21 protein-coding genes and 1 riboswitch are annotated in these 22,134 nt (G+C 39.7%); of the genes, 6 read left to right on the top strand and 15 right to left on the bottom strand.

What is annotated here, in order from left to right:
* The first annotated feature begins 216 nt into the window (after nt 1–216).
* Nucleotides 217–468 (top strand): hypothetical protein, encoded by a 252-nt coding sequence (locus IPZ59_RS11175; RefSeq protein ID WP_236136131.1) that lies wholly within the window; start codon nt 217–219, stop codon nt 466–468.
* 353 nt (nt 469–821) lie between these two features.
* On the opposite strand, the gene IPZ59_RS11180 is transcribed toward IPZ59_RS11175, so the two are convergent.
* Complete coding sequence (locus IPZ59_RS11180) at nt 822–1,991, bottom strand: trans-sulfuration enzyme family protein (RefSeq protein WP_236136132.1); 1,170 nt, start codon at nt 1,989–1,991, stop codon at nt 822–824.
* 205 nt (nt 1,992–2,196) lie between these two features.
* Nucleotides 2,197–2,299: riboswitch (SAM riboswitch) on the bottom strand.
* Between the two features lie 111 nt (nt 2,300–2,410).
* Nucleotides 2,411–2,821, bottom strand: coding sequence for a hypothetical protein (locus tag IPZ59_RS11185; protein WP_236136133.1), 411 nt, complete (start codon nt 2,819–2,821; stop codon nt 2,411–2,413).
* A gap of 100 nt (nt 2,822–2,921) precedes the next feature.
* Here IPZ59_RS11185 and IPZ59_RS11190 point away from each other — a divergent pair, with 100 nt between their 5' ends.
* Nucleotides 2,922–3,521 (top strand): alpha-ketoglutarate-dependent dioxygenase AlkB family protein, encoded by a 600-nt coding sequence (locus tag IPZ59_RS11190; RefSeq protein WP_236136134.1) that lies wholly within the window; start codon nt 2,922–2,924, stop codon nt 3,519–3,521.
* Here the strand turns inward: IPZ59_RS11190 and msrB are convergent.
* A complete protein-coding gene (gene msrB, locus IPZ59_RS11195) occupies nt 3,510–4,610 on the bottom strand; it encodes a peptide-methionine (R)-S-oxide reductase MsrB (protein ID WP_236136135.1) in 1,101 nt (366 codons plus the stop codon). The two genes, IPZ59_RS11190 and msrB, sit on opposite strands and share 12 nt — an antisense overlap.
* Nucleotides 4,611–4,772: 162 nt before the next feature.
* On the opposite strand from msrB, the gene IPZ59_RS11200 reads away from it, so the two are divergent.
* A complete protein-coding gene (locus IPZ59_RS11200) occupies nt 4,773–5,357 on the top strand; it encodes an outer membrane beta-barrel protein (protein WP_236136136.1) in 585 nt (194 codons plus the stop codon).
* Between the two features lie 597 nt (nt 5,358–5,954).
* Here the strand turns inward: IPZ59_RS11200 and IPZ59_RS11205 are convergent.
* From IPZ59_RS11205 to IPZ59_RS11260, 12 genes are all read right to left on the bottom strand, one after another.
* The gene (locus IPZ59_RS11205; RefSeq protein WP_236136137.1) at nt 5,955–6,827 is read right to left on the bottom strand and encodes a dienelactone hydrolase family protein; all 873 of its coding nucleotides are present in this window, start codon (nt 6,825–6,827) and stop codon (nt 5,955–5,957) included.
* 71 nt (nt 6,828–6,898) lie between these two features.
* Nucleotides 6,899–8,299: an NAD(P)(+) transhydrogenase (Re/Si-specific) subunit beta gene (locus IPZ59_RS11210; RefSeq protein ID WP_236139803.1), complete on the bottom strand. Its 1,401-nt coding sequence runs from the start codon at nt 8,297–8,299 to the stop codon at nt 6,899–6,901.
* On the bottom strand, nt 8,299–8,616 hold the full coding sequence (locus IPZ59_RS11215) for an NAD(P) transhydrogenase subunit alpha (RefSeq protein WP_236136138.1): 318 nt from the start codon (nt 8,614–8,616) through the stop codon (nt 8,299–8,301). Before IPZ59_RS11215 ends, IPZ59_RS11210 begins: the two co-directional genes overlap by 1 nt.
* 3 nt (nt 8,617–8,619) lie before the next feature.
* A complete protein-coding gene (locus IPZ59_RS11220; RefSeq protein WP_236136139.1) occupies nt 8,620–9,744 on the bottom strand; it encodes an NAD(P) transhydrogenase subunit alpha in 1,125 nt (374 codons plus the stop codon).
* 139 nt (nt 9,745–9,883) lie between these two features.
* Nucleotides 9,884–11,074, bottom strand: coding sequence for a hypothetical protein (locus IPZ59_RS11225; RefSeq protein ID WP_236136140.1), 1,191 nt, complete (start codon nt 11,072–11,074; stop codon nt 9,884–9,886).
* 5 nt (nt 11,075–11,079) lie between these two features.
* On the bottom strand, nt 11,080–11,907 hold the full coding sequence (locus IPZ59_RS11230) for a type 1 glutamine amidotransferase (protein WP_236136141.1): 828 nt from the start codon (nt 11,905–11,907) through the stop codon (nt 11,080–11,082).
* A gap of 109 nt (nt 11,908–12,016) precedes the next feature.
* A complete protein-coding gene (locus tag IPZ59_RS11235) occupies nt 12,017–13,123 on the bottom strand; it encodes a carboxylate-amine ligase (RefSeq protein ID WP_236136142.1) in 1,107 nt (368 codons plus the stop codon).
* Between the two features lie 3 nt (nt 13,124–13,126).
* The gene (locus tag IPZ59_RS11240) at nt 13,127–14,083 is read right to left on the bottom strand and encodes an ATP-grasp domain-containing protein (protein ID WP_236136143.1); all 957 of its coding nucleotides are present in this window, start codon (nt 14,081–14,083) and stop codon (nt 13,127–13,129) included.
* A gap of 5 nt (nt 14,084–14,088) precedes the next feature.
* Entirely contained in the window at nt 14,089–14,802 is a 714-nt protein-coding gene (locus IPZ59_RS11245; RefSeq protein ID WP_236136144.1) for an esterase family protein, read from the bottom strand.
* Between the two features lie 262 nt (nt 14,803–15,064).
* A complete protein-coding gene (locus IPZ59_RS11250; RefSeq protein WP_236136145.1) occupies nt 15,065–15,712 on the bottom strand; it encodes a TIGR04282 family arsenosugar biosynthesis glycosyltransferase in 648 nt (215 codons plus the stop codon).
* On the bottom strand, nt 15,663–16,706 hold the full coding sequence (gene arsS / locus IPZ59_RS11255; protein ID WP_236136146.1) for an arsenosugar biosynthesis radical SAM (seleno)protein ArsS: 1,044 nt from the start codon (nt 16,704–16,706) through the stop codon (nt 15,663–15,665). The genes IPZ59_RS11250 and arsS overlap by 50 nt, the downstream gene beginning before the upstream one ends.
* Nucleotides 16,703–17,623: a DUF1684 domain-containing protein gene (locus IPZ59_RS11260; RefSeq protein WP_236136147.1), complete on the bottom strand. Its 921-nt coding sequence runs from the start codon at nt 17,621–17,623 to the stop codon at nt 16,703–16,705. The genes arsS and IPZ59_RS11260 overlap by 4 nt, the downstream gene beginning before the upstream one ends.
* A 216-nt stretch (nt 17,624–17,839) precedes the next feature.
* Here IPZ59_RS11260 and IPZ59_RS11265 point away from each other — a divergent pair, with 216 nt between their 5' ends.
* From IPZ59_RS11265 to IPZ59_RS11275, 3 genes are all read left to right on the top strand, one after another.
* Nucleotides 17,840–20,197, top strand: coding sequence for a sensor histidine kinase (locus tag IPZ59_RS11265; RefSeq protein ID WP_236136148.1), 2,358 nt, complete (start codon nt 17,840–17,842; stop codon nt 20,195–20,197).
* Nucleotides 20,187–20,591 carry a response regulator gene (locus IPZ59_RS11270; protein ID WP_236136149.1) on the top strand — a complete coding sequence of 135 codons (405 nt, stop codon included), beginning with the start codon at nt 20,187–20,189 and terminating at the stop codon, nt 20,589–20,591. Before IPZ59_RS11265 ends, IPZ59_RS11270 begins: the two co-directional genes overlap by 11 nt.
* A 67-nt stretch (nt 20,592–20,658) precedes the next feature.
* A complete protein-coding gene (locus IPZ59_RS11275; protein WP_236136150.1) occupies nt 20,659–22,110 on the top strand; it encodes a circularly permuted type 2 ATP-grasp protein in 1,452 nt (483 codons plus the stop codon).
* Nucleotides 22,111–22,134 lie beyond the last annotated feature (24 nt).

The following is a 22,134-nucleotide window of genomic DNA, read 5'->3' on the forward strand; positions in this document are numbered from 1 at the left end:
GGAGCCTTTAAATTTGCGTTAAGAGGATGAAGGGTTTGAATGAATCGGTACTAATTTTTGATGATGGAAATATTGATTTTTTATAACTTAGCTGAGCAAGTAGGCTTTCTTACTCGATCAACTAATCAATCCAAGAGCTCAAATACCCTCATAAACCTCGGCTGTTCGCTCATCAGTATATCAAGTGCTAAGGTTTGTCTCTGACCATCTTTTGTGATGGAAAATCCTATTCGGCTTTGGGGAGGAAATGAAAACAAACAAGAAACACAAGAAAAATCAATAGAGACTACACAACTTTTACAAATTATCCATTTTTTAAGTCTATCGACTATTTCTGTTTCAGATAGATTAGAAGGTAAGCTCCCTAGAAAAGCATCTACAGGAATCCCTATCTTATCTTGGTCATCTAGTAACAAAGGATTACAAAAAGCTGTGTCTAAAGTGCATATCAAAGGATCATTGCGGTGAAACAATTCGCAGGAACTTGTCAATAAAAAACAGAGTAAGAATAGTAGTTTGATTGGATTTTTCATCTGTCAACAGTCTGATTATAGCTAGTACGCATGAAAAGCATAATCCGCTACACCCCTGACCAAAAATCCCATAAATTCCCTACATGAATTACACAAATAAAGAGGGAATGCAAATCCCCATTATCTCCAGTCCGAGATTGCAAATCTCGGACAGCAGGCAGCGGGTGTTTTTCAAAGATTAATCGTCTATTTAACACGCACAATTACATCGCCGCTAACCATGTATCAATTTATATCGCGTCAGTACATATCACTCTCTACCCCTCAAAATCAATCTATTCCAATATCTTACCTCGACTTCTCCAACGCCCGCTCAATATCAGCAATAATATCATCCTGATGCTCCAGACCTACCGAAATCCGTACCAAACCATCGGTGATCCTTACCAGAGCACGCTCTTCCGGACTAAGTTTGCTATGAGTAGTGGAGGCAGGATGGGTGACAATGCTGCGGCTATCACCGAGATTGGGCGTGATAGAAATCATCTGTAACTGATCAATGAAGCGTTGGGCTCTCACCAAACCACCATGTAGATTGAGCGTGATGATACCGCCCCCCAATTTCATTTGCTTTTTTGCTAGCTCATACTGGGGATGGCTAGGAAGAAATGGATATTTGACAAATTCTATATCCTTACTTTCTTGGAAGTATGAAGCTACTGCCAATGCATTGCTGCAATGCCTGTCCATTCTCACGGCCAAAGTCTCCATGCTTTTTGACAACACCCAAGCATTGAAAGGAGACATAGAAGGTCCAGTGTGTCGGGTGAAGTAAGTGACTTCATCCATCAATTCCTTAGTTCCCAAAATCAATCCTCCCAACACTCGTCCTTGTCCGTCAATGAATTTTGTTGCTGAATGTGTCACTATATGGGCTCCCCATTTGGCAGGTTGCTGCAGATAAGGGGTGGCAAAGCAATTGTCGACCACCAAAATTAGGTTATGGGCAGCAGCAAATTTTCCAGCCCATTCCAAATCAATGATCTCCAAACCTGGATTGGATGGCGTTTCTAAAAAAAGCATTTTGGTAGTTGGCTGCACTAACTGATCCCAATTTTGATAGTCTGAAATATCCCCATAGGTGGAGGTTATGCCCCATTTAGGAAATACTTTAGTCAACAGTTGGTGTGTAGATCCAAATAAGGAGCGTGCAGCCAAGATATGGTCTCCCTGCTGTAAAAGAGATGCTATTGAACCAAACATTGCTGCCATTCCTGAGGCAGTGGCGATTCCCGCTTCCGTTTCTTCAGCCACGCATAATTTATGAATCAATTCTGCAGTATTAGGATTGGAGTATCGGGAATAGATATTTCCCTCCACTTCTTCGGCAAACAGTTGACGGGCTTCTTCTGCACTTTCAAAGGTAAAAGAAGAGGTCAATGAAATAGGGATGGAGTGCTCCCGTTGATTGGGATTACTAGGGATATTTCGGATAGCGTTGGTTTCAAAATTAGACATGGGATTGCTTAATCAATGAGTTATTGTTTTTTTTAAACTATGGAAGGATACTGGTAAGGGTAGGTGATGACGATCTAAATTACTCCTATACTCGCTTGCGCTTGTATGACGCCTGCTAGTAGATCCATTAAAAATACCGGTAAGATGTTCCGATAAAGGAAAGAAAGTAAGGTTGAAGGTAGTAATTGTTTTGTACATAATCGTCAATTTATAGTTCCCCTAGGGGCAGGTTTTGGCACCTTTTCCTTGAGGGGGAATGGTTGCCAGAGGGTCACGGAGCCTGGTCTCTTACCTCTTCTTTATAAATTCGATAAAGAATCTGGCACAAAGAAAAGGACAGTCTCCTTGAAAAGCAAATTTGTTAATGGCTTTTCAAGAGAATGTCCTTTGAATCTATATGATCAAAGAGTCTCGAAAGGCTAGTTGGTCATCGCTGGAATATCTTTCTTGGAATTGGTCTCCCGATCTCCTACTTCTAAAACTTCGTAGACCACAAATTTTGCAGCTCCTCTCCAAGGAAGTGGGCTCAGATATTCCTTGTAGCGTAGTTCCACAAAGCGACCACTTGCTCTTTCCAATTGCTGGGCTACTTCATCTCCTTGGGCACTGAATCTAAATTCATTACTTTGAAGAGCACCTGCCGATGGACTTTGAAAGCCATCCTGAACCAAGCGTCCTTCCCAAGTCTTAAAAACAAATCCTTTTTTTTCAAAATAATTGAGTGTTCCTCCTTTGACTCCTTCTCCGAATACGAAGAAATATCGCCAATATACCAAGGCTACCAATACGAGGATGATTATTGGAATGCTTACTTTTAAAAATTTTCCCATGATATGCTGTGTTTAAATTCCAATAAATGTAAGAAAAGCTGCTTTCATTTTACAATCTTAAAAACATTCTGTCCTCAAATTTTATTTCAATACCATGCAAATGTTTCAGTTTTCATCGGATCGTAATTTATTACCCGCCCAAGGGGAGGCCTTCTATTATCAAGCATTTTTCAGTGATGAACAGTGCAGGACTTATTGGCATCGTTTGACACAGGAAATTGCTTGGAAGCAAGAACCTATATGGATGTTTGGCAAACAAGTGATGCAACCTAGACTCACAGCTTTGTATGGTGATCCTGAGAGACCCTATGGATACTCTGGCATTGAAATGATTCCTGTTGCATGGACAGATTTTTTGTTAGAAATCAAAAAGGCCGTGGAGCAAGTGTCTGAGGAGACCTTCACCCATGTTTTATTGAATTATTACCGTCATGGGGCTGATAGTATGGGCTGGCATAGGGATAATGAAAAAGTTCTCGGAGAAAACCCAACTATTGCATCCGTAAGTTTTGGGGCATCCAGAGCATTTCAATTGCGGCACTATCAAACAAAATCGATGAAGCAATCTATAGCCTTGGAAAATGGATCGCTGCTCTTAATGAAGGGGGAGTGTCAGCACTATTGGGAACATCAAATCCCCAAAACCAAAAAGGTTTTGGGGGGTAGAATTAATTTAACTTTTCGAAAATTACTGTACTAACCATTTGTAGGTTCCATAACCTTCTTTATCCATATCTGCTAAGGGTATAAACTTCATAGCAGCAGAATTCATGCAATAGCGAAGATTGGTTGGTTCCGGCCCATCATTGAATACATGGCCTAAGTGTGATTCGCCTAATTTGCTTCGGACTTCCACTCGTAGCATACCATAAGTTGAGTCTGTCGGCTTGTCAATCAACCGAGCGTCAATTGGTTTAGTAAAAGAAGGCCACCCAGAATAACTTTCATATTTGTCGGCACTGCTGAATAGAGGAGCACCTGAAACAATGCAGACATAAATGCCTTTTTCTTTGTTATCATTGTACGTATTGTTCCAAGCGCGCTCAGTCGCTTCGTGCATCGTAACATCGTATTGCAACTTGGTTAAGCGCTTTTTCAACTCTGCATCATTAGGTTTTTTATACTGATCTGATAAATTCACTGGCCAATGTTTGGCGATGAATGCATCTCTTCCTGAACCTCTTCTGTAGGCATAATATTCTCCTGGTTCTTTTTTGTAATAATCCTGATGATATTCCTCAGCTTCGTAGAAGTTGGTGAATTTGATTACAGGAGTGACAATTGGTTTATCAAAGATTTTCGCTTGGTCCAATGCTTTGATTGCTTTCTCAGCTACTTCTTTTTGGGTTTTGTCATGGTAGAAAATGGCCGAAGAATACTGGAAGCCTCTATCATAAAATGAACCTCCTTCATCGGTTGGATCGAATTGCTGAAAGAAGATGTCTACCAATTCCGAGTAAGAAATAACATCAGGATTAAATGTGATTTGTACAGATTCCCGATGACTCGTTTTGCCGGAAGATACATCTGAGTAGCTTGGGTTTTTTTCCTTTCCTCCTGCATAGCCGGATACAACTGAAATTACCCCATTGATTCCTTCAAATGGTGCTTCAATACACCAAAAGCAGCCACCTGCGAAAGTTGCTAACGAACGAGTATTTGAGAGCGTAGCAGCATCAGCTGATGTATCTTCTGGTTGAAGTTGTTTGTTCTCAGCTGAAGAACATTGTGAGAATAGCAAGGCTATCCCAAGTACTAGGTAACTAAACTGAACTTTTATTGAGCGCATAGGTCTTTTGATTATAATTTTATTTTCAGGCACGATTTTGGAAAAGGCATCGTTCTGAGGAAGTCAATATTTTATTTGGTTTTATCTACGAGTTAAAACTATGAAATAGATGCAGGTGTTTGTAAGATTTCCATCTTTTACCAACTATTAACAAAAAGCACTATGAAAAAAATCCTTCAATTAACCTTCGCCATGGCAGGTCTACTGTTCCTGTCTTTTACCCAACAAGTATATGCACAAACATCAGGAGGCTTTGGAATCCGAGGTGGTGTCAATTACAATTCTAGTGGACAGTATTTCAAAGATGCAGGTTTGGCATGGGGAAGTCCAATGGACAACGTAGGCTTCAACCTAGGAATGTTTGGAAAAGTAAATTTGGGTCCAATCTTTCTACGTCCGGAATTGAATTACACGCAAGTCCGCTCAGAAGTCAATTCAGAGGTTTTTAAAACCCAATTATTGGATGCGCCTTTACTGCTTGGAGTGAATGTACTAGGGCCTATCATTTCTGTATTTGCAGGTCCTGCTATGCATTATTATATCCAAGATGAATTAAGACCTTTTGAATTTGATAAATGGAATGCCGGTTATCAGTTTGGGATTGGTCTGAATTTCGGAAATTTAGGAATTGACCTCCGTTATCAGCGTGTGCTGAATGGACAAACCATTGTGATTGATGATGTATTCACCGGTAACGGAGATTTTGCTTTCCAGAATTTAATGTTGGGACTGTCGATTAAGTTTTAGCATGAAATGACGCTCGCAGAAAGCGCATAAATCGAAGAAGGAGTTTGAACTCAATGAGGTTTCTTGGATTTCTATGAAAACCTTGGGTTAGTGCAGACCTTCTCTATTTCATGAAATCAGCGAAAATGTGAATAAAAAAATCAGTACACATGAACAGCCTTAAAATTCAGCTCTCATGTGTACTGATTCATATTCATCCTTCATCCTTCATCCTTCATCCTTTATATTGTTTGTCTGTCCACAGATTGCTCAGGATAAATTTTGAAGTCATTTAATTCCTCAACAGCTCTCTTCTTCTTCTTCAATGATGGGGCTTAAAAGCCACGGCAATTGATATCTGCTATCTTTTGAAATACAATGAGTTTTATTCATTCAAACACTAATTTTTAAAGTGGGTTAGAACCCACAGTCCTATCCATCATTCAACATGTCTCGTCCTGAAATTACTTGATATTTTTTTAAGAACAATTCTCTTATCTACACGCCACTAATATATCTCCGAACCTGTCTACCACAAGTAGAAGCATATTTCAGTTTATTTCGCGTTAGCATATTTCACTTGTTTTGATTCTCTCTCTCGCATTTCGCTTCTATCTTCTAAACCCCAAACTTCTCCTTCAAATACGCTAATGCCATTCCATAGGCTTCTTCTGTAGCGCCAACATCGTGGCGTGGATTGGAAGGATTGGCAAAACCGTGTACAGCGTCGAAAATCTTATAGTTTAACTTTTTGCCAGCTTCTTGCATAGCAGCCGCAAACTCCTCGATGATGGCCTTCGAAATATTTTGCTCTGTGGCAAATAGACCCAAAACGTCAGAATTAAGCGTTTTTAATTGCTCTACATCTCTCACGGGCATACCATAATATATGATGGATCCTATATTTGTTTCTCCCAAAATCAAGGCTGATTTCAAAGACCAAGCACCACCAAAGCACCAACCTACATTGGCAATTTCAGCACCTTTCCCAGCAAATGCTTGTGCTGCTTTCACTATGGTAGTCAAGCGATTTTCATCAGCCCCTCTCATAAAAGTCATGGCTTCTTGAGGGTTGGAAGTAACATTGCCATCATACATATCGATGGCCAGTACATTGACTTTGCCTCCCAAATCCCGATGAAATTTTTCTGCTTCTTCCTTGATGTTGTCATTCAACCCCCACCATTCCTGATAGACAAACAACCAACGGTCAGAAGTTTCTGTGGCCAATAAAAGGTATCCTTGCGCATCTTTTCCATCTTCCGCCTGAAAAGAAACCATTTCTCCAGAAGGATTGAAATCAAAAGGAATAGGAGAGGGGTGAAAGGCTACAAAGGTAGGGTCATCCAAAAAAGCAATCATTTCGGAAGGGCCGGAATGGCAAAGTGTAATAGCAGGAGCTATGATTTCTTTTTCACTGTTGGAAGTCCTTTGACTCCAGGCCAAAAGGCCAATAAGAAACACTTGAAAATAAATAGTTAATTTAAACATGGCTTGATGGGTTTGGAATAAAGATACACAATGTTTGAGACCTTTACTTAACCCATCAAGCTCTATTTGGTTTAAATCTCCTTGACTTCGGCTGTCAACTTCTGAAGAGTAGCCTTGGCATCTCCAAAAAGCATTTTTGTTTTGGGATAGAAAAACAGCTCATTTTCAATCCCAGCATAGCCAGCGGCCATACCCCTCTTCATGATGATCACATTTTTGGCTTGCTCTACCTCTAAGATCGGCATTCCATAAATAGGAGAACTAGGATCATTTTTAGCAGCGGGATTTACTACATCGTTGGCACCTATGACTACGACTACATCTGTATTGGCAAACTTGTCGTTGATTTCTTCCATTTCCTGCATGCGCTCATAGGGCACATCGGCTTCTGCCAACAATACGTTCATATGACCAGGCATTCTTCCTGCTACCGGATGGATCGCATAGTTTACTTCTACCCCCTTTTCTTCCAGCAATTTCTCCAATTCATGGCAGATGTGCTGCGCCTGCGCAACTGCCAGGCCATAGCCAGGCACAATGACTACTTGTTGTGAATAAGATAAGAGTACAGCCGTATCCGAAATAGAAATTTCACGGACGGTTTGATCCCCACTGCCTGTTTTAGCGGCTCCTTTTGATCCACCTCCAAAAGCACCCAGCAATACGTTGGTCAGGGATCGATTCATAGCATTGCACATCAAGATAGTTAAGATGGTCCCCGCTGAACCCACCAAGATACCACCGGTCAGCATGGCTTTGTTTCCATACAAGAATCCTCCAAATGCAGCTGCCATCCCCGTGAAAGAATTGAGTAAGGAGATCACTACCGGCATATCTGCTCCACCAATTGGCATGACAAATAGGATACCATACACCAAGGCTAAGACCAAAACCGCATAAAAGATCAACGGATTTGAGCCTATGACGAGTTGGTAAACTATCAATAATACAATGGATAGAAGTAAAGTCATGTTCACGGCTTGATTGAATGGCAAGACCTTATCCTTGATTTTACCTTCTAATTTGCCATAAGCAATTAGAGAGCCGGAGAAAGAAACAGAACCAATCAATAAGCCTAAGAGCATGACAAGCAATTCTCCATCAAAACCAGTAACTGTACTGTCTTGATGATGCTGATATTCGATGATCGCAATCAAAGCCGCACAGGCCCCGCCCATGCCGTTGAAGAAAGATACCATTTGAGGCATCGCAGTCATTTGAACTTTTTGAGCCATCATTGTTCCGATGACCGTTCCGATGACTAAGCCGCCAAAAATCAACCCATAATTTACTAATTTGCTACTATCGAAATCTTGATACAAAGTCAAGGTGACTACGATGGCTAGCAACATACCAGCAGCCGCTATCAAATTTCCTTTTCTTGCAGAATCGGGATGAGACAGCATTTTGAGTCCTATGATAAATGTCAGAGAGGCAATCAAATACGCTATCTCTAAGAATGTTAGTTGGATCATGATTTTTTAGGCTTTTTCTTAAACATCTCTAACATTCTGTCGGTCACTACAAAGCCACCTATTACATTCAACGTCCCTACAATCACAGCTAGGAATCCTACTCCTAAGGCGAGGTAATTATCTGGGGATGCTTGCAACATGACGATGATAGCGCCGACGACCACTACCCCGTGGATGGCATTTGCGCCAGACATCAGGGGAGTGTGTAAAATTGCAGGGACATTGGAAATGACTTCCACGCCCAATAAAATGGCTAATACAAGGAAATATACCATTTCCATGTTTTCACCTATAAATTGAAAGACTGTTTCCATAAGTTAGGGATTTAAACGTTGGATGATGCGGGGGCTGATAGCCTCGCCTTGGTGACAAACACAGGTGCCTTGTACGATGTCATCTTCGAAATTAAGGTTCAACTCACCGTCTTTGATGATGAGTTTTAAAAAATTCAAGTAATTTTTGCCATACATCTTGCTGGCATCTTGAGGCATGTCGGCAGCTAAGTTGCTAACTCCTACAATGCGCACACCCTCCACATCAATGGTCTGATCGGGTTGAGAAAGTGCACAATTTCCTCCAGAACTCGCAGCCAAGTCAATAATGACAGATCCTGGTTTCATGGCACGTACAGTACGCTCTTCGACTAATTGAGGGGCTTTTCTTCCGGGAATTTGTGCTGTAGTGATTATGATATCTGATTTCAGGGCATACTCGTGAATGGTATCTTTTTGCTTTTGTAAATAGGCTTCACTCTGTTCGACTGCGTAACCTCCAGCACCTTTATCTTCGGTAGCGCCTTCCACATCTACAAATTTGGCGCCCAAGGAAAGCACTTCTTCTTTGGCTGCTTGTCTTACGTCAAAGGCAAACACATTTGCACCCAATCTTCGAGCGGTAGCGATGGCCTGTAAACCTGCAACTCCTGCTCCCAAAATCAATATTCGGGCGGGCGTAATGCTTCCTGCTGCAGTCATAAACATGGGGAAGAAGCGTGGAAGCATATTCGCGGCTAGCAGCACTGCTTTATATCCAATAACGGTTGCCATAGAAGAGAGTACATCCATGGACTGAGCTCTAGTCGTTCGTGGCACCAATTCCATGCTGAAGGCAGTCTTCTTAGCTTGCAACAGGTAGCCAGTCAAAGCGTCATTGAAAAGCGCATCCATCTGACCGAATAACACTGAGTCAGTCTTGGTTTGTGCAATCTCCTCTTTAGCTATGGGCTGAATTCCACAAATCAGATCAGCTTGTTGAAGAAGCTCCTCCCTACTTTTAATTGATACACCTAGACTTGTGTATAACTCATCGGGACAAAAAGCTCCAAGTCCTGCTCCTGTTTCCAGCCACACTTCCAGTTTCCAATCAAGGAGCGTTTTCACTGCCTCTGGGAGGAAAGCAACACGCGCTTCTCCTGTTGGCTCTTTAAGAATTCCAATTATCATGTTTAGCTTTTATAAGTGGATAGAATGAATCCAACCTTAAAGCTATCAAAATGTTATAGAAAAAAAAGTGACATTCGTCATTTAAAAAAGGTTTTTTGGTGTAGCGAATGTAAAACGATAGAAAAGTAGGATGAACTGCTTATTTGGCAAAAAGGCCAATCGTACCGCCAACCCAATCTTTATCTTTGTTAAATTTGACACCGATCATCTCTCCTCTGCTCAAGCGTACCAGATTTCCCATAAGGGTAGGGGATTCATCCTTTTCTGGCCAAACAGCCAAAATGCGTAGTTCTGCTTTCACGTGCCCTTCAATCGCTTGGATAATTGGTTTGTAGGTGGCTTTCTTTTGTAAAATGTATAAATCTTTTTCCTCCACGGCTAGTACGTCTTCCTTGGTCACATGAAAAATCACGCCGCTACCTGAAAATGAAAACAAGGGTTTGAGTACGTAGTTTTCCAAATCTTCTGGAATTTCCTTCAAATCTGAGAGGAGTACTGTATCGTTGAAATAGGGGCCTTTAAGGTATGGTAAAATAAATTTGCTGATACGGGCAAACCAATTGGGGTGGCCAGCCCATTCCACATCAAGTTCCTCAAAAAATGAAAAACTCATATCCAAATCTTTTCTCGCCATCAATTCATCAAAAATGACCCGATTGTAAATGCGTTTGATTTGAATTTTCTCACCTGAGTCGCTTGTGTAAAATAGTTTATTGCCCTCTTTTTCGATTTCTGTCACACAGATGTAAGGGATATTCAAATCCTTTTTGCAGTAATAAAAATCAATTTTGGTGTTTTGCTTTTCAGGCTCTATTTCCAATAAGATTACTTCTTGCGCTTGATGGCCATTTAAAATCGTCTCCTTTACTTTTTCAAAATAGCTGTTTTCATCTAGCCCACTCAGATAGGGTGTGAAATCTGATAAAAAAGGGTAGGTCTGCTGAATTTTTTTAAATAAATTAAATTGAAAATTGAAGATGGATGGAAATCCCTGAACTTCAATAAGTTTAGGGATAATTTTCCCGTTTTCCTCACAGATTCCAAAATCGATGGCTAAAAATTGGGTGTGTGCATCTTGGTTGGGAACATCAAAGTTTACATCTATAGCCTTTTGTGTCAGCTCATTGAAGTCGGGCCTTTTGATAAAATCAATGACCTGTTGACAAGCCTCTTCTACTTGTGCTTTCAATTCATTGGTGATAAAAAAAGGAGTTTCCGCAATTCGGAAAGTAGGCATATAGTCAAAATCTGCTGCAATGCTTTGGAGCATGGCTTGGTATTTTTCTTGACTAAACTGTTGATTGAAAAATTGTCTGTGCTGACTGATCATAAATACTATGAATGGGTAAGTGTATGCTGTTGTTGGATAAGTTCCAAAGACTGACGAATGAAGTTAGGAATTAAGGTTTCGTTAGTCTTGTATATGGTATTTTCTTCCACTAGATGCTCAAGCATTTTCAGGTAACGTGCCCTTCCACGCATGTGGATGATTTTTTCTCGTACTTCGGGCTTTCTTAAATGTGCATGAAAGCTTTCGGGGTCTGCTTCTGGGTGAAACTGGGTTCCTACCATTTCAGGAGAAAACCGAACCGCCATAATTGCACGCTCATATTCTACGTGCGTCCTGATTTTTTCCAAAGCAATGATTTTAGCACCCATTGCTTTGAATTTTTTATGATGGGGCTGTACGATTTGATAGTCTCTGCTATCGACGGCCCAAAAGGGATTATCCAAATTTTCGAACAAAGGATCATTCATTCCTGCCTCTGTTTTGTGGATGGTCATTACGCCAAAGGAGGTAGATTTACGCTTCGTAATCTCAGCAAGTCCAAAGTGATGAATGGCCATTTGATAAGAATGGCAAATAAACAGTACGTACTTTTTTTGTTCCTGCTGTTTGTTCCATTCATATAGCTGATCAAGCAAGGCATAGTATTTCACATCCCAAATACCATCCCCTTCTAAGGGGTTTCCAGGACCTCCCGAGGAAATGTAAAGATCATAAGCAGCGATGTCAGGGATTTGCGCCAATTGCCTTACATTGTATGTAGTACAGAATATTTGAGAAGAAAAACGTCCTAAAATATCCTGAATACAGCGCATTCCTTGATTGGGCTCGCCGTCATACATGTCTAGGATGGCTACGTTTATTTTTTCTTGCATGATTTTTTTGTTTGGGAGCGCAAAGGTACGAAAATTAATCCAAGTGGCTGTCTTTCAAAGCTCTTGTATTTGAAGTCAATTATTTTCGCTTTCAAAGACAGCCACTGCATTAAATGTTTTTGGAAAATTCCCCTACGATGAAGTCTACTACCTTTGATAGATCTTGGGTTTCTTCAAAGATTTTCAATTGCTTATCTGCTCCGGTACCTTCATGGAGTATTTTATGGATATAATTGATTTCGTCTCTACTTCCCAATTCATCTACTACATCATCCACAAAATCAAGTAGCTCCATCATCAATTCCTTGTAAGGCACTTCTTTTCGCTGTCCAAAGTCAATCATCATACCATCCGTGCCATAGCGCGCTGCCCGAAATTTATTTTCCCGAATCAGTGCGATGCGGTAGACATTGAAACTGGTATTCATCAAGTGCATCTTGTACAATTTAGCAACGACTGCTTGTATCAATGCCACCACACACATGGTTTCATCCACTGTAAGGCACATGTCACAAATCCTAAATTCAATAGTGCTAAAGAAAGGGTGCATGCGTAGGTCCCACCATATTTTCTTTGGATTGTCAATGCAATTGGTTTTTACAAGCGTCTCCAAGAAATTGTCGTAGGATTGCACCGAGTCAAAATACTCTGGTAGTCCTGTACGTGGAAATTTAGCAAAAACATGCGCGCGGAAGGCCTTAAACCCAGTATTTCTACCTTCCCAGAAGGGGGAGTTAGTGGTCAAGGCATAAATATGAGGCAGGAAGTAGCAAGCCTGATTCATGATTTGAAGCGCGATCTCACGATTTTCTATTCCCACGTGTACATGCAACCCAAAAATTAAGTTGGATCGGGCTGTATCTTGCAGCTCATTGACAATCATGTGATAGCGGGGATCATCGGTAATGGGTTGATCCTGCCATTTGGAGAAAGGGTGGGTGCCTGAGGCACCCACAACCAACCCCTGTTCGGCTGCCAAATCGACGATTTTTTTACGAAGAAAAGCCACCTCTTTTCTAGCATCGTGGACATTTTGGCAAATATTCGTACCCACTTCTACCACTGACTGATGCATTTCAGCTTTGACTTGTTCTTTCAAAAAAATCTTAGCTCCATCCACAATTTTGGACATATGTGAGCGAAGATCACGGGTTTGAGGGTCGATTATCTGATATTCCTCTTCTACTCCAAGGGTAAAAACGGGTAATTTTTTCATATGTTAAAAACGTTTTGCGTTACTTACAGCATCTTTCATAAAGGTGCCCCAAGTCAAATTAATCTTACCGGGCTTTTGAGCTTTGGCATAGGCTATCGCCATCTTTGCAGCCTCTTCCACCACCCATTCAAAATTTTCCTGCCCCACAGAGTTGATGTCTGCATCAGGTGCTGGATTGCCAAAATCGATCGCATAAGGAATTCCGTCTTTGACAGCAAATTCCACTGTATTGAAGTCGTAGCCTAACCCTTGACATAAGGCGATTGTATATTCTTTGACTTTGGCTAGTAATTTTTTGGAGGATGGCGGCCTGTCTACCACATAGCGTAAGTGATGCGGGTTTCTTGGCTCATACTCCATTATTCTTACAGCTTTACCACCTAGACAATAAACCCTGAAGTACTCCTCAAATACGATTTCCTCTTGAAGAAGCATGACAAGCTGCCCAGTTTCTCGGTGTTTATGGAAAAATTCTTCCTTATTTTCCAAGCGATATACGTTTTTCCAACCTCCGCCAGCATATGGTTTCATGTACGCGGGGAATCCCACATAATCAAAGATAGCTTCCCAATCTAAAGGCATTTTTAAGTTACGGAAAGATTTTGCAGTGGTGTCTGTCGGATGCTCAGCCGAAGGTAAAATTACAGTGTTAGGCAAAGGAACACCTAGTTTATCTGCCAAAGCATTGTTGAAAAACTTGTCGTCGGCACTCCACCAAAATGGATTGTTGATGACAGCTGTACCTGTCAATGCTGCATTTTTTAGATATGCTCTGTAAAAGGGAACATCTTGTGAAATACGATCAATAATTACTGCGTATTCTGTTAACTGATTTTGGACTACTTTATCAATTGATACAGGCTCTGCAATGATGCCTTTTTCGGCTTTTTGATTTACCCGTTCTACAAATGCATGGGGAAAAGTATCTTCCATGCCAAATAAGATTCCGATCTTTTTCATATGAGTTAATTGAATTTGATTCTTGATAAATAATGAGGAAACATCTCCTTCCATACAGGCCAATCGTGCTGTTTATCTCTTCTGACGTCCAACCAATGACCCACCCCTCTAGACTCTAGTACATCTGAAAGTTTGATGTTGGCATCAAAGCAAATATCCCAGTTGGAGGTTCCCAATACGATGTCCATTTTCCAAAGTTCATGGTCATTCAATCCTTTGAGGTATTCTAAAGGAGAGTTGTAAAAGATATCTTCATGCTGATATCCATCCATAAAACTTCGGATTTCAAAAGCCCCTGACATTGAAAACATGTGACTGACATATCCAGGATGTCTGAAGGCAAAATTGGCCGCATGATAGCCACCAAAACTGCAGCCAGCCATCACAACTTTACCTGAGCCTGTATTTAAACGTACCCGCTCTACAATATCATGACAGATCATTTTATCATACCTGACATGATTTTGAATCCGCTCATGTGGATGTATATGTTTATTGTAAAAGCTAGCGCGGTCGCTAGAGTCTGGACAAAATATCTGAATCAATCCTTGCTCAATATACCAACGGGCTGACTCAATCAGTCCCATATCACGGTTTTCATGGAATGAACCCATAGACGTAGGAAATAATATCACTGGATACCCTTTGTGCCCAAAAACCAACATTTCAACATCTCGATGAACAGTCGGAGAGTACCACTTAAAATATTCTTGTTTCATATACAAATTAGCTAGCTGGAATTCATTAAAATTAGTTTCCTTTTGCGGATTACCAAAAAAATCTGACAAGTTTTTATTTGAAGTAGAAATATCGTTTGGATAATTGCAAAATCTAAAAAATAAAGATTTATCTTTTTCAAGATAATAATTTGGCAGGCCATGTTTTTGTAGTTGTCTAAAAAATATAATTCCGTGGATTGCTTCAGCTTTTTTTATTTCACGGCTGAAGAAAAAAGGCTCCTGCTAGATAATTTGTAAATTTTTAGAGGTTTGCCATATGCCAATCATCTGCGGTATCTATGTCAGACAAGGTTTCAATACAAGTAAATGAGCGATTTAAGTCTTCAAGTATGGTTGTGGTTTGTTCATACACAGTGGAGGTGCTCCATGCTATGTTCTGAAAAAGCTGTGGAGTCAATTGTGTGAGTCCCAATAAGTAGTATCCCCCATCTTTTGCTGGCCCAATGACGCATGTATGGGTGTCCAAATAATCAAAGGCTGCTTTCAAATGATGCTTCCGAATAGCAAGACAGTCAGTGCCAATAATCAGTACTTTTTCAAAACCCAAGTTAAATACCTCTTCAAAAGCGTGTTTCATTTTATCCCCTAAATCATTTCCATGTTGAAGTTTCAGCTGGAAATTAGAAGGAGCATTGACAGCAGTACCGAGGAGAAATTTATTTTGATAGATGAAAATTGAGGTGTCTCCCAAGGTTTGAATGGTTTGATGGGTATGAGTGATCAAGGCCTGATAAATTTCAAGCGCTTTTTCTGCACCTACCGATTTTGCTAGTCTCGTCTTGACTTCGCCCAAAACCAATGCCTTTTGAAATACGATCACCGCCTGTTTCATCAAGAAATTAGGAAGTGGCCCCGCCGCAACTCGAACCTGCTCCTGCTGTACAGCCAAAGCAATGTTGATTTACAATAATTTCCCGGTCTAATAGAGTTTGTCTGTTCCAGTCTTTGATGTGACGGCTTTGTTGAGTAGCGACTGGTAATTCCAGCATTTGATTGAAATCGCAATCATAAAGCTGACCATCCCACCCCACAGAAATCATGCTTCTACACATGACTTGTGATGCAGCCAAAGGATTATAGGACTCTATTAACTTTTCCATGTAGGATTCATAATTGCCACTTCTTACCAAAAATTCCAAAAAGCGGGAAATTGGTAAGTTGGTAATGGTGAAAAGTGAATTAAATTCAATGCCATACAATTTCTCTAACTTCTTTTTAAATTCTGCTTCCAATCCTGCTTGCGATCCAGGGAGAAATGCCCCAGAAGGATTGTACACCAAGTTTAATATCAAGCCTGTACCTTCTTTCCCATAACCTACTTCGTTGAGCATGTGAAGTGCTTCGATAGATTTTTCAAAAACCCCATCACCTCTTTGCGCATTTGTTTTCAAAGCGGTGAAGTAAGGGAGGGAAGAGACTACCGTGATGTTATTTTCTTTAAAAAATGCTGGCAAATCATTGAACTTTGGATTTGCCACGATGATAGTCAAGTTACAGCGAACAATGATTTCTACACTTGGATTGATTTGTCGGATTTGACTGACAAACCATCTGAAATGAGGGTTCATCTCCGGAGCTCCACCTGTTAAATCTATGGATTTAATTTTTTCAGATGCAATCACGTTTAAACATGCTTTCATGATTTCTTGATCCATGATTTCTTTTCGATCAGGTCCAGCATCTACATGGCAGTGTTTACATACTTGATTACACATTTTGCCTACGTTGATTTGCAAAACATCTAGACTTATAGGCTGTAATGGAAAAAGATCTGATTCTTGTAATTTTTCTTGAAATGAATAGGGGTATTCACTATTTTCTAAGAGGTCCAACTCGGCAGCTGAATTAGCTAAAGGGTGATTCTGTGCACGTAATGATTTCATTTTTCAGTATATTTTTCACCAGCCTCTATGTATACATCCAAGATGTTTTGTTTGGGTGGAAGCGGGCAAGTGGCATATGGAGTAAAAACACAAGGTGGATTGTAAGCTTTATTGAAATCAATAACAACATCATTGCGATCCTGGTTTGGTTTTTCTATATAAAGATATCTTCCTCCACCATAAGTCTGCAGTCCACTGCTGGCATCTGCAAGAATGAGGTATAGTTGTGAACCTGCATCTAAAGCATCGAGTTGATAGCTTTTTCCATCTTTTTCAAAACTTACAAATCCAGGAGAAAGGTTTACACTGGTTTGCCCAACTACGTTGGTGATCACTATTTCTTTCACAGGTATGTATGGAGTGAAGGTTCCTTGGAGTCTCCAAGTGAGGTTGGTAGGAAACCTATCAATTTCTTTAAATTCTTTAACGGCTGGAGCCTCTAAATCACGTAGACGGATACCGAGTGCATCTCCTCTCTTGATGATCGTCCATCGGAAAGATTGAAAGGAAAGAGGCTTGGCAGATTCCTCTTGTTTTTCAGAAAATACGCTTATAGGTGAAGAGACCTGCTGATCTACACTGTAGATACCTTCAGTTTGGGGATAAAATACAAGTTCAGATTCTTCTTTAACAAAATAGCCTAGAGAGCTTGGAAAACTGTCACTTTTGATTGTAAAATCATTTTCTTCTGAACTGCCCATGCGGGTAGTGTCTGCTGTTATCCAATGTAAGCCGATCAGGTTTAGCCAACCATTTTCCTTTTTTAGGGAAGCGGTCCTTTCATTTACCCATTCTTCGATCTCTTGTACATGATCTGCCTCTGATATGACATTGCCATGCCTTTCTGAACAAGCCGGAAAGTAGAATAGACCAATTGAAAATAAGATGAAGAGTTTTTTGGGGAAATTCGATTCCATGGATGATCATTTAGAATAAAGGAGACTTTGTTATGCAAGATGAAAAATACTTTACAAGCTACAAAACTTAACATAGTTCTTTCACAGTTATTGATCTTCGCAGAGGCATTGATCTTTTTCTTTTTTTTCATCTAATCTAAGCTGTTTTTTTCCTATATTTAAAATCGATTGTCAGTAATTTTTCAATGAAAAATAGTGCATTTCGAATTCGAAAAAATGAAGAAAATAGCAGACGAGTTAAAGTTGTATAGAATTTTGGATTCGGAGAAGGAAGTGTTTTTTGATAAAATCACTGAAATTTCTACCGCGTTTACTGGTTGTGAGGTAGGCTTAGTCGTTTTTTTGGACAATCATCGGCAATGGTTTAAGGCATCCACTGGATTAGATCTTGTGGAAACTCCTATGGAATATTCACTTTGCAAAGAGTTGGTGGGTACTGATCTTGATATACTCATAATTCCTGACCTTTCTTCAGATCCGTATTTTGAAAACCATCCAGCATTAATGGAATTTGGTATTAAGTTTTACGCTGGTGCGGCTATTTATTCAGCCTCCAATATACTCCTAGGTACGGTATGCGTCATGGACAAACAGCCCCGGTCTTTGAAAGACTTTCAAATAGACTTCTTGAAAAATCAGGCTGAACAAGTTAGGCAAATGCTTGAATTGCGAAGAAAGACCTTTCAATTGGAAAAAGAGAAACAAGCCTTGGAGGTTTGGCGCTCTTTTACTGAGATGTCAGCAGTTTTAGGTGGGGTAGGTGGTTTGATAATCAATCTTGCTAAACAAAAGCTCCATTGGTGGCCGACAAATAACACTTTGTTTGAAATGCCTTATGACACCGTTATTTCATTTGGGGATTTTGAAAGTGAAGACGTTTCTCATCTAAAAATCAATCACTTGGATGAATTTTTTGCTAAACTGAAAGCACTTGTTTTTGACAAGGGTAGAGAAGAAGGAACGTATTTATTTGAAGCTAAAAAACTGCAAAAGATCTTCAAGATTACTTATAAAAGAGAAGCTGATCTTTTCTTAGTGTTTATCCATGATGAAACCAAACACATTCTCTCTCAACAAGAAATCAACAAACAAAATAAGCTAATTCATAAATTAGAGCGTGTAAGTGACCTTGGAGCATGGGAATTTGATTTGTTGAATCGGGAGTTGCTTGTAACTTCTAATTTTAAAAAAATACTCAATTTTCCTTCTGATGCGACGCTTTCTGAGCTGGAGCTTAAAAAGTGTTTTAGTGTAGATACATGGTCTCAGATTGTAAAAAATTGTACAAGAAGTATATATTCCCATACGCCTTTAACGAATATATATTCCATAACTACATTTAATGGAAGTCAAAAATGGCTGAAGGTATATGCGGAGCCAGTAGAACATGAAGATCAAGTCGTAAGACTGACAGGCAGTGCTCAAGATGTAACTGAAGACATTTTGCTAGTGCAGGCACTCAAAGAAAAGGTGAGCGATATCGAAAGTAAAAATAGATATTTGGATGGTTTAGTTAATAATCAATCCTTCTTTATTTTTAAGACTAATTTAGAAGGCGAAATCACATTTTACAATACCTTTTATGAAGAGAAGTTTATCAAAAGTGGGAGCTCTCTTATAGGTCATCAGGCTTTGGACATCATCCATGAGGGTGATCGAGAATTATGTCTTGAGACAATTAAAAAAGCAATAGCTTCTCCGGGTAAGATTTTTAAAGTTAAATTTCGCTCAGTTTCCAAAACAGGAGAAATATTGGTAGGTATTTGGGATTTTCGCTGTCAAGGTTCCGATAATAATATGGGCGCAGAAATCCTTTGTTTGGGGTGTGATATTTCTGAATTGGAAGAAAAAAGTTCACGACTGCAGCAGTTGTCACATTTTTCTGGGTTTCTGAATAACAAATTAATTGAGTTCAGTAACATTACTTCCCATAATATCCGGTCTCAAGTAAGTAATTTGAAAGGGCTATTGGTATTATTGGAATTTGCTGAAGATTCTACTGAAAAAGCAGAGTACATACAATTCATGAATCAAACAGTCAGTAACCTGGACAAATTATTACACAAGATCATTGAAGCTTTAGCAATTAATAACGTTGAAAATAATCAGAAAGAGCGCATTGAATTGAAAAGTTTTATCAATTCAATCGTTGAAGAAAGCTTCCCACTCTTCGGTTCTACAAAAGCTAAGCTTACCATTGCTTGCGATCAAGAGATGAATGTTTTGCTTAACCGATCGTATTTACAAAGTGTTTTTGTTAAGTTATTGACCAATGCCATTGACTATAAGGACCCTCAACGGGATTTGGATGTTTTGGTGGAAGCCTTTGTATGCCCCAAAAATGAAAGGGTATTTGTAATAAAAATTACGGATAATGGCCTTGGAATGGAAATAGATCCTGATCCTTCCAAATTATTTCGCTTGTATCAAACAAACCATGAAATTTCTGGGAGTAAAGGGTTTGGTCTTTTCTTTGTAAAGAATATTATAGAGTACATGGGTGGCATTATATCCATTGACAGTCAAGTAAATTTAGGTACAACCATCAAAATTGAGCTTCCATATGATAATTGATACCATCATCCTAGTAGATGATGATCCCTTAGCTATCTTAATTTCCAAAAGTTTATTGCAAAAGTCGGAAGTTTTAAATGAAGGTATTCAGCTGCATACATTCACAAAACCTCAAGCAGCATTGGAGTATATGCAAACATTTGCCAGTGTGCCAAATCGTAGTGCTGTTGTATTATTGGATATCAACATGCCTGTAATGGACGGCTTTCAATTATTAGCTGCATTGGAGAAGTCTAACACTTCCGCTGCATTCAAAGTAATCATGCTTACCTCATCCATATCCCTTCAAGATAAGGAAAGAGCTGAGAGCTTTCCTTCTGTAGTGGATTATTTTTCCAAGCCATTGGACTTCAACAAAATTGATTTTATTCGGTCACTTTTGAAGGCTGGCTAAATTTTGTTGATTTATTAAAATCCATTATATTCAAAATTCTGTAGTTAAAATTACAAATTTTTGAAATATGGATACTAATTTATACCACCCAAAGGGGTTTTACGATGAAATGTTTTCAAGTGACGGAGCTTGTAGACCACATTACTGTGATTTTTTAGAGATTTTGAAAAAAACCAGTGCAAAGAAGATGGCGCACCTTCAACACTCCGCTAACAAAACTCAGGTGGCCATGGGCATGACTTTTAATGTGTACCACGACAATCAGGGAGTTGAAAAAATTCTTCACTTAGATATTGTTCCAAGAATTATTGCACATGCGGAATGGAAGCATTTAGAGGCTGGATTAAAACAACGGATCTATGCATTGAATTTGTTTATACATGACATGTATAATGATCAGAAAGCGTTAAAGGATAAAATTATCCCGAAGGATTTGATTTTGGGTAGTAAAGACTACTTAAAAGCTTGTCAGGGATTGATACCTCCCAAAGATATATGGTGCCACATCACAGGGACAGACCTTGTCAAGGATAAAGATGGAGAATACTATATTTTGGAAGATAATCTGCGCTGTCCTTCAGGTGTTTCCTACATGCTGGAGAGTAGAGAAATTATCAAAACAGCCTATCCAGACTTGTTCAATAAGCTAGGAGTGATGCCTGTATCGGATTATCCTGCCAAACTGTTGAAAATGCTTCAATTCATTTCCAATAAGGATAGACCAGTAGTAGGGGTATTAACACCCGGTATATATAATTCCGCCTATTTTGAGCATTCCTACCTAGCCTTGCAAATGGGGGTAGAATTGGTGTCTGGTGTCGATCTTATTACCAAAGGGAAAAAGGTCTATATGCAAACCACCAAAGGATTAGAGCAAATTGATGTGCTTTACAGGAGAATTGATGATACGTTTTTAGATCCGTTGACTTTCAATCCACACTCACTTTTGGGCGTTCCTGGGATCTTTGAGGCCTACAAAGCAGGAAATATTGCCTTGGCAAATGCGCCCGGTACAGGAATCGCAGATGATAAGGCGGTATATGCTTACGTGCCAAGATTAATCAAGTATTACTTGGGAGAAGAACCTATCTTGAATAATGTCCCAACCTATCTCTGTAGGGAAGAAAAAGATCGTCAATATGTGTTGGACCATATCGAAGATTTAGTGGTCAAAGAAACCAACGCAGCCGGTGGTTATGGTATGTTGATAGGTCCTAAATCCACTCAAGAGGAACATGCCAAGTTCAGACAGTTGATTAAGGACAATCCTACAAATTACATCGCACAACCCACCCTTTCTCTTTCAACTGTTCCTACATGGACCGAGGATGGTTTAGAGCCAAGACACGTAGATCTCCGACCGTACATTTTGTATGGAGAAGATATTGAAGTAATCCCGGGTGCGCTGACTCGCGTTGCTTTGAAAAAAGGGTCCTTGGTTGTCAATAGTTCACAAGGTGGAGGAAGCAAGGATACTTGGGTTCTTTACAGCGATGAAGGAAATACCCCATCAATTTAAATAATTTTTAACGGTATAATTTAA

The organism is Mongoliitalea daihaiensis (genome assembly GCF_021596945.1).
GTDB classification, from domain to species: Bacteria; Bacteroidota; Bacteroidia; order Cytophagales; family Cyclobacteriaceae; genus Mongoliitalea; species Mongoliitalea daihaiensis.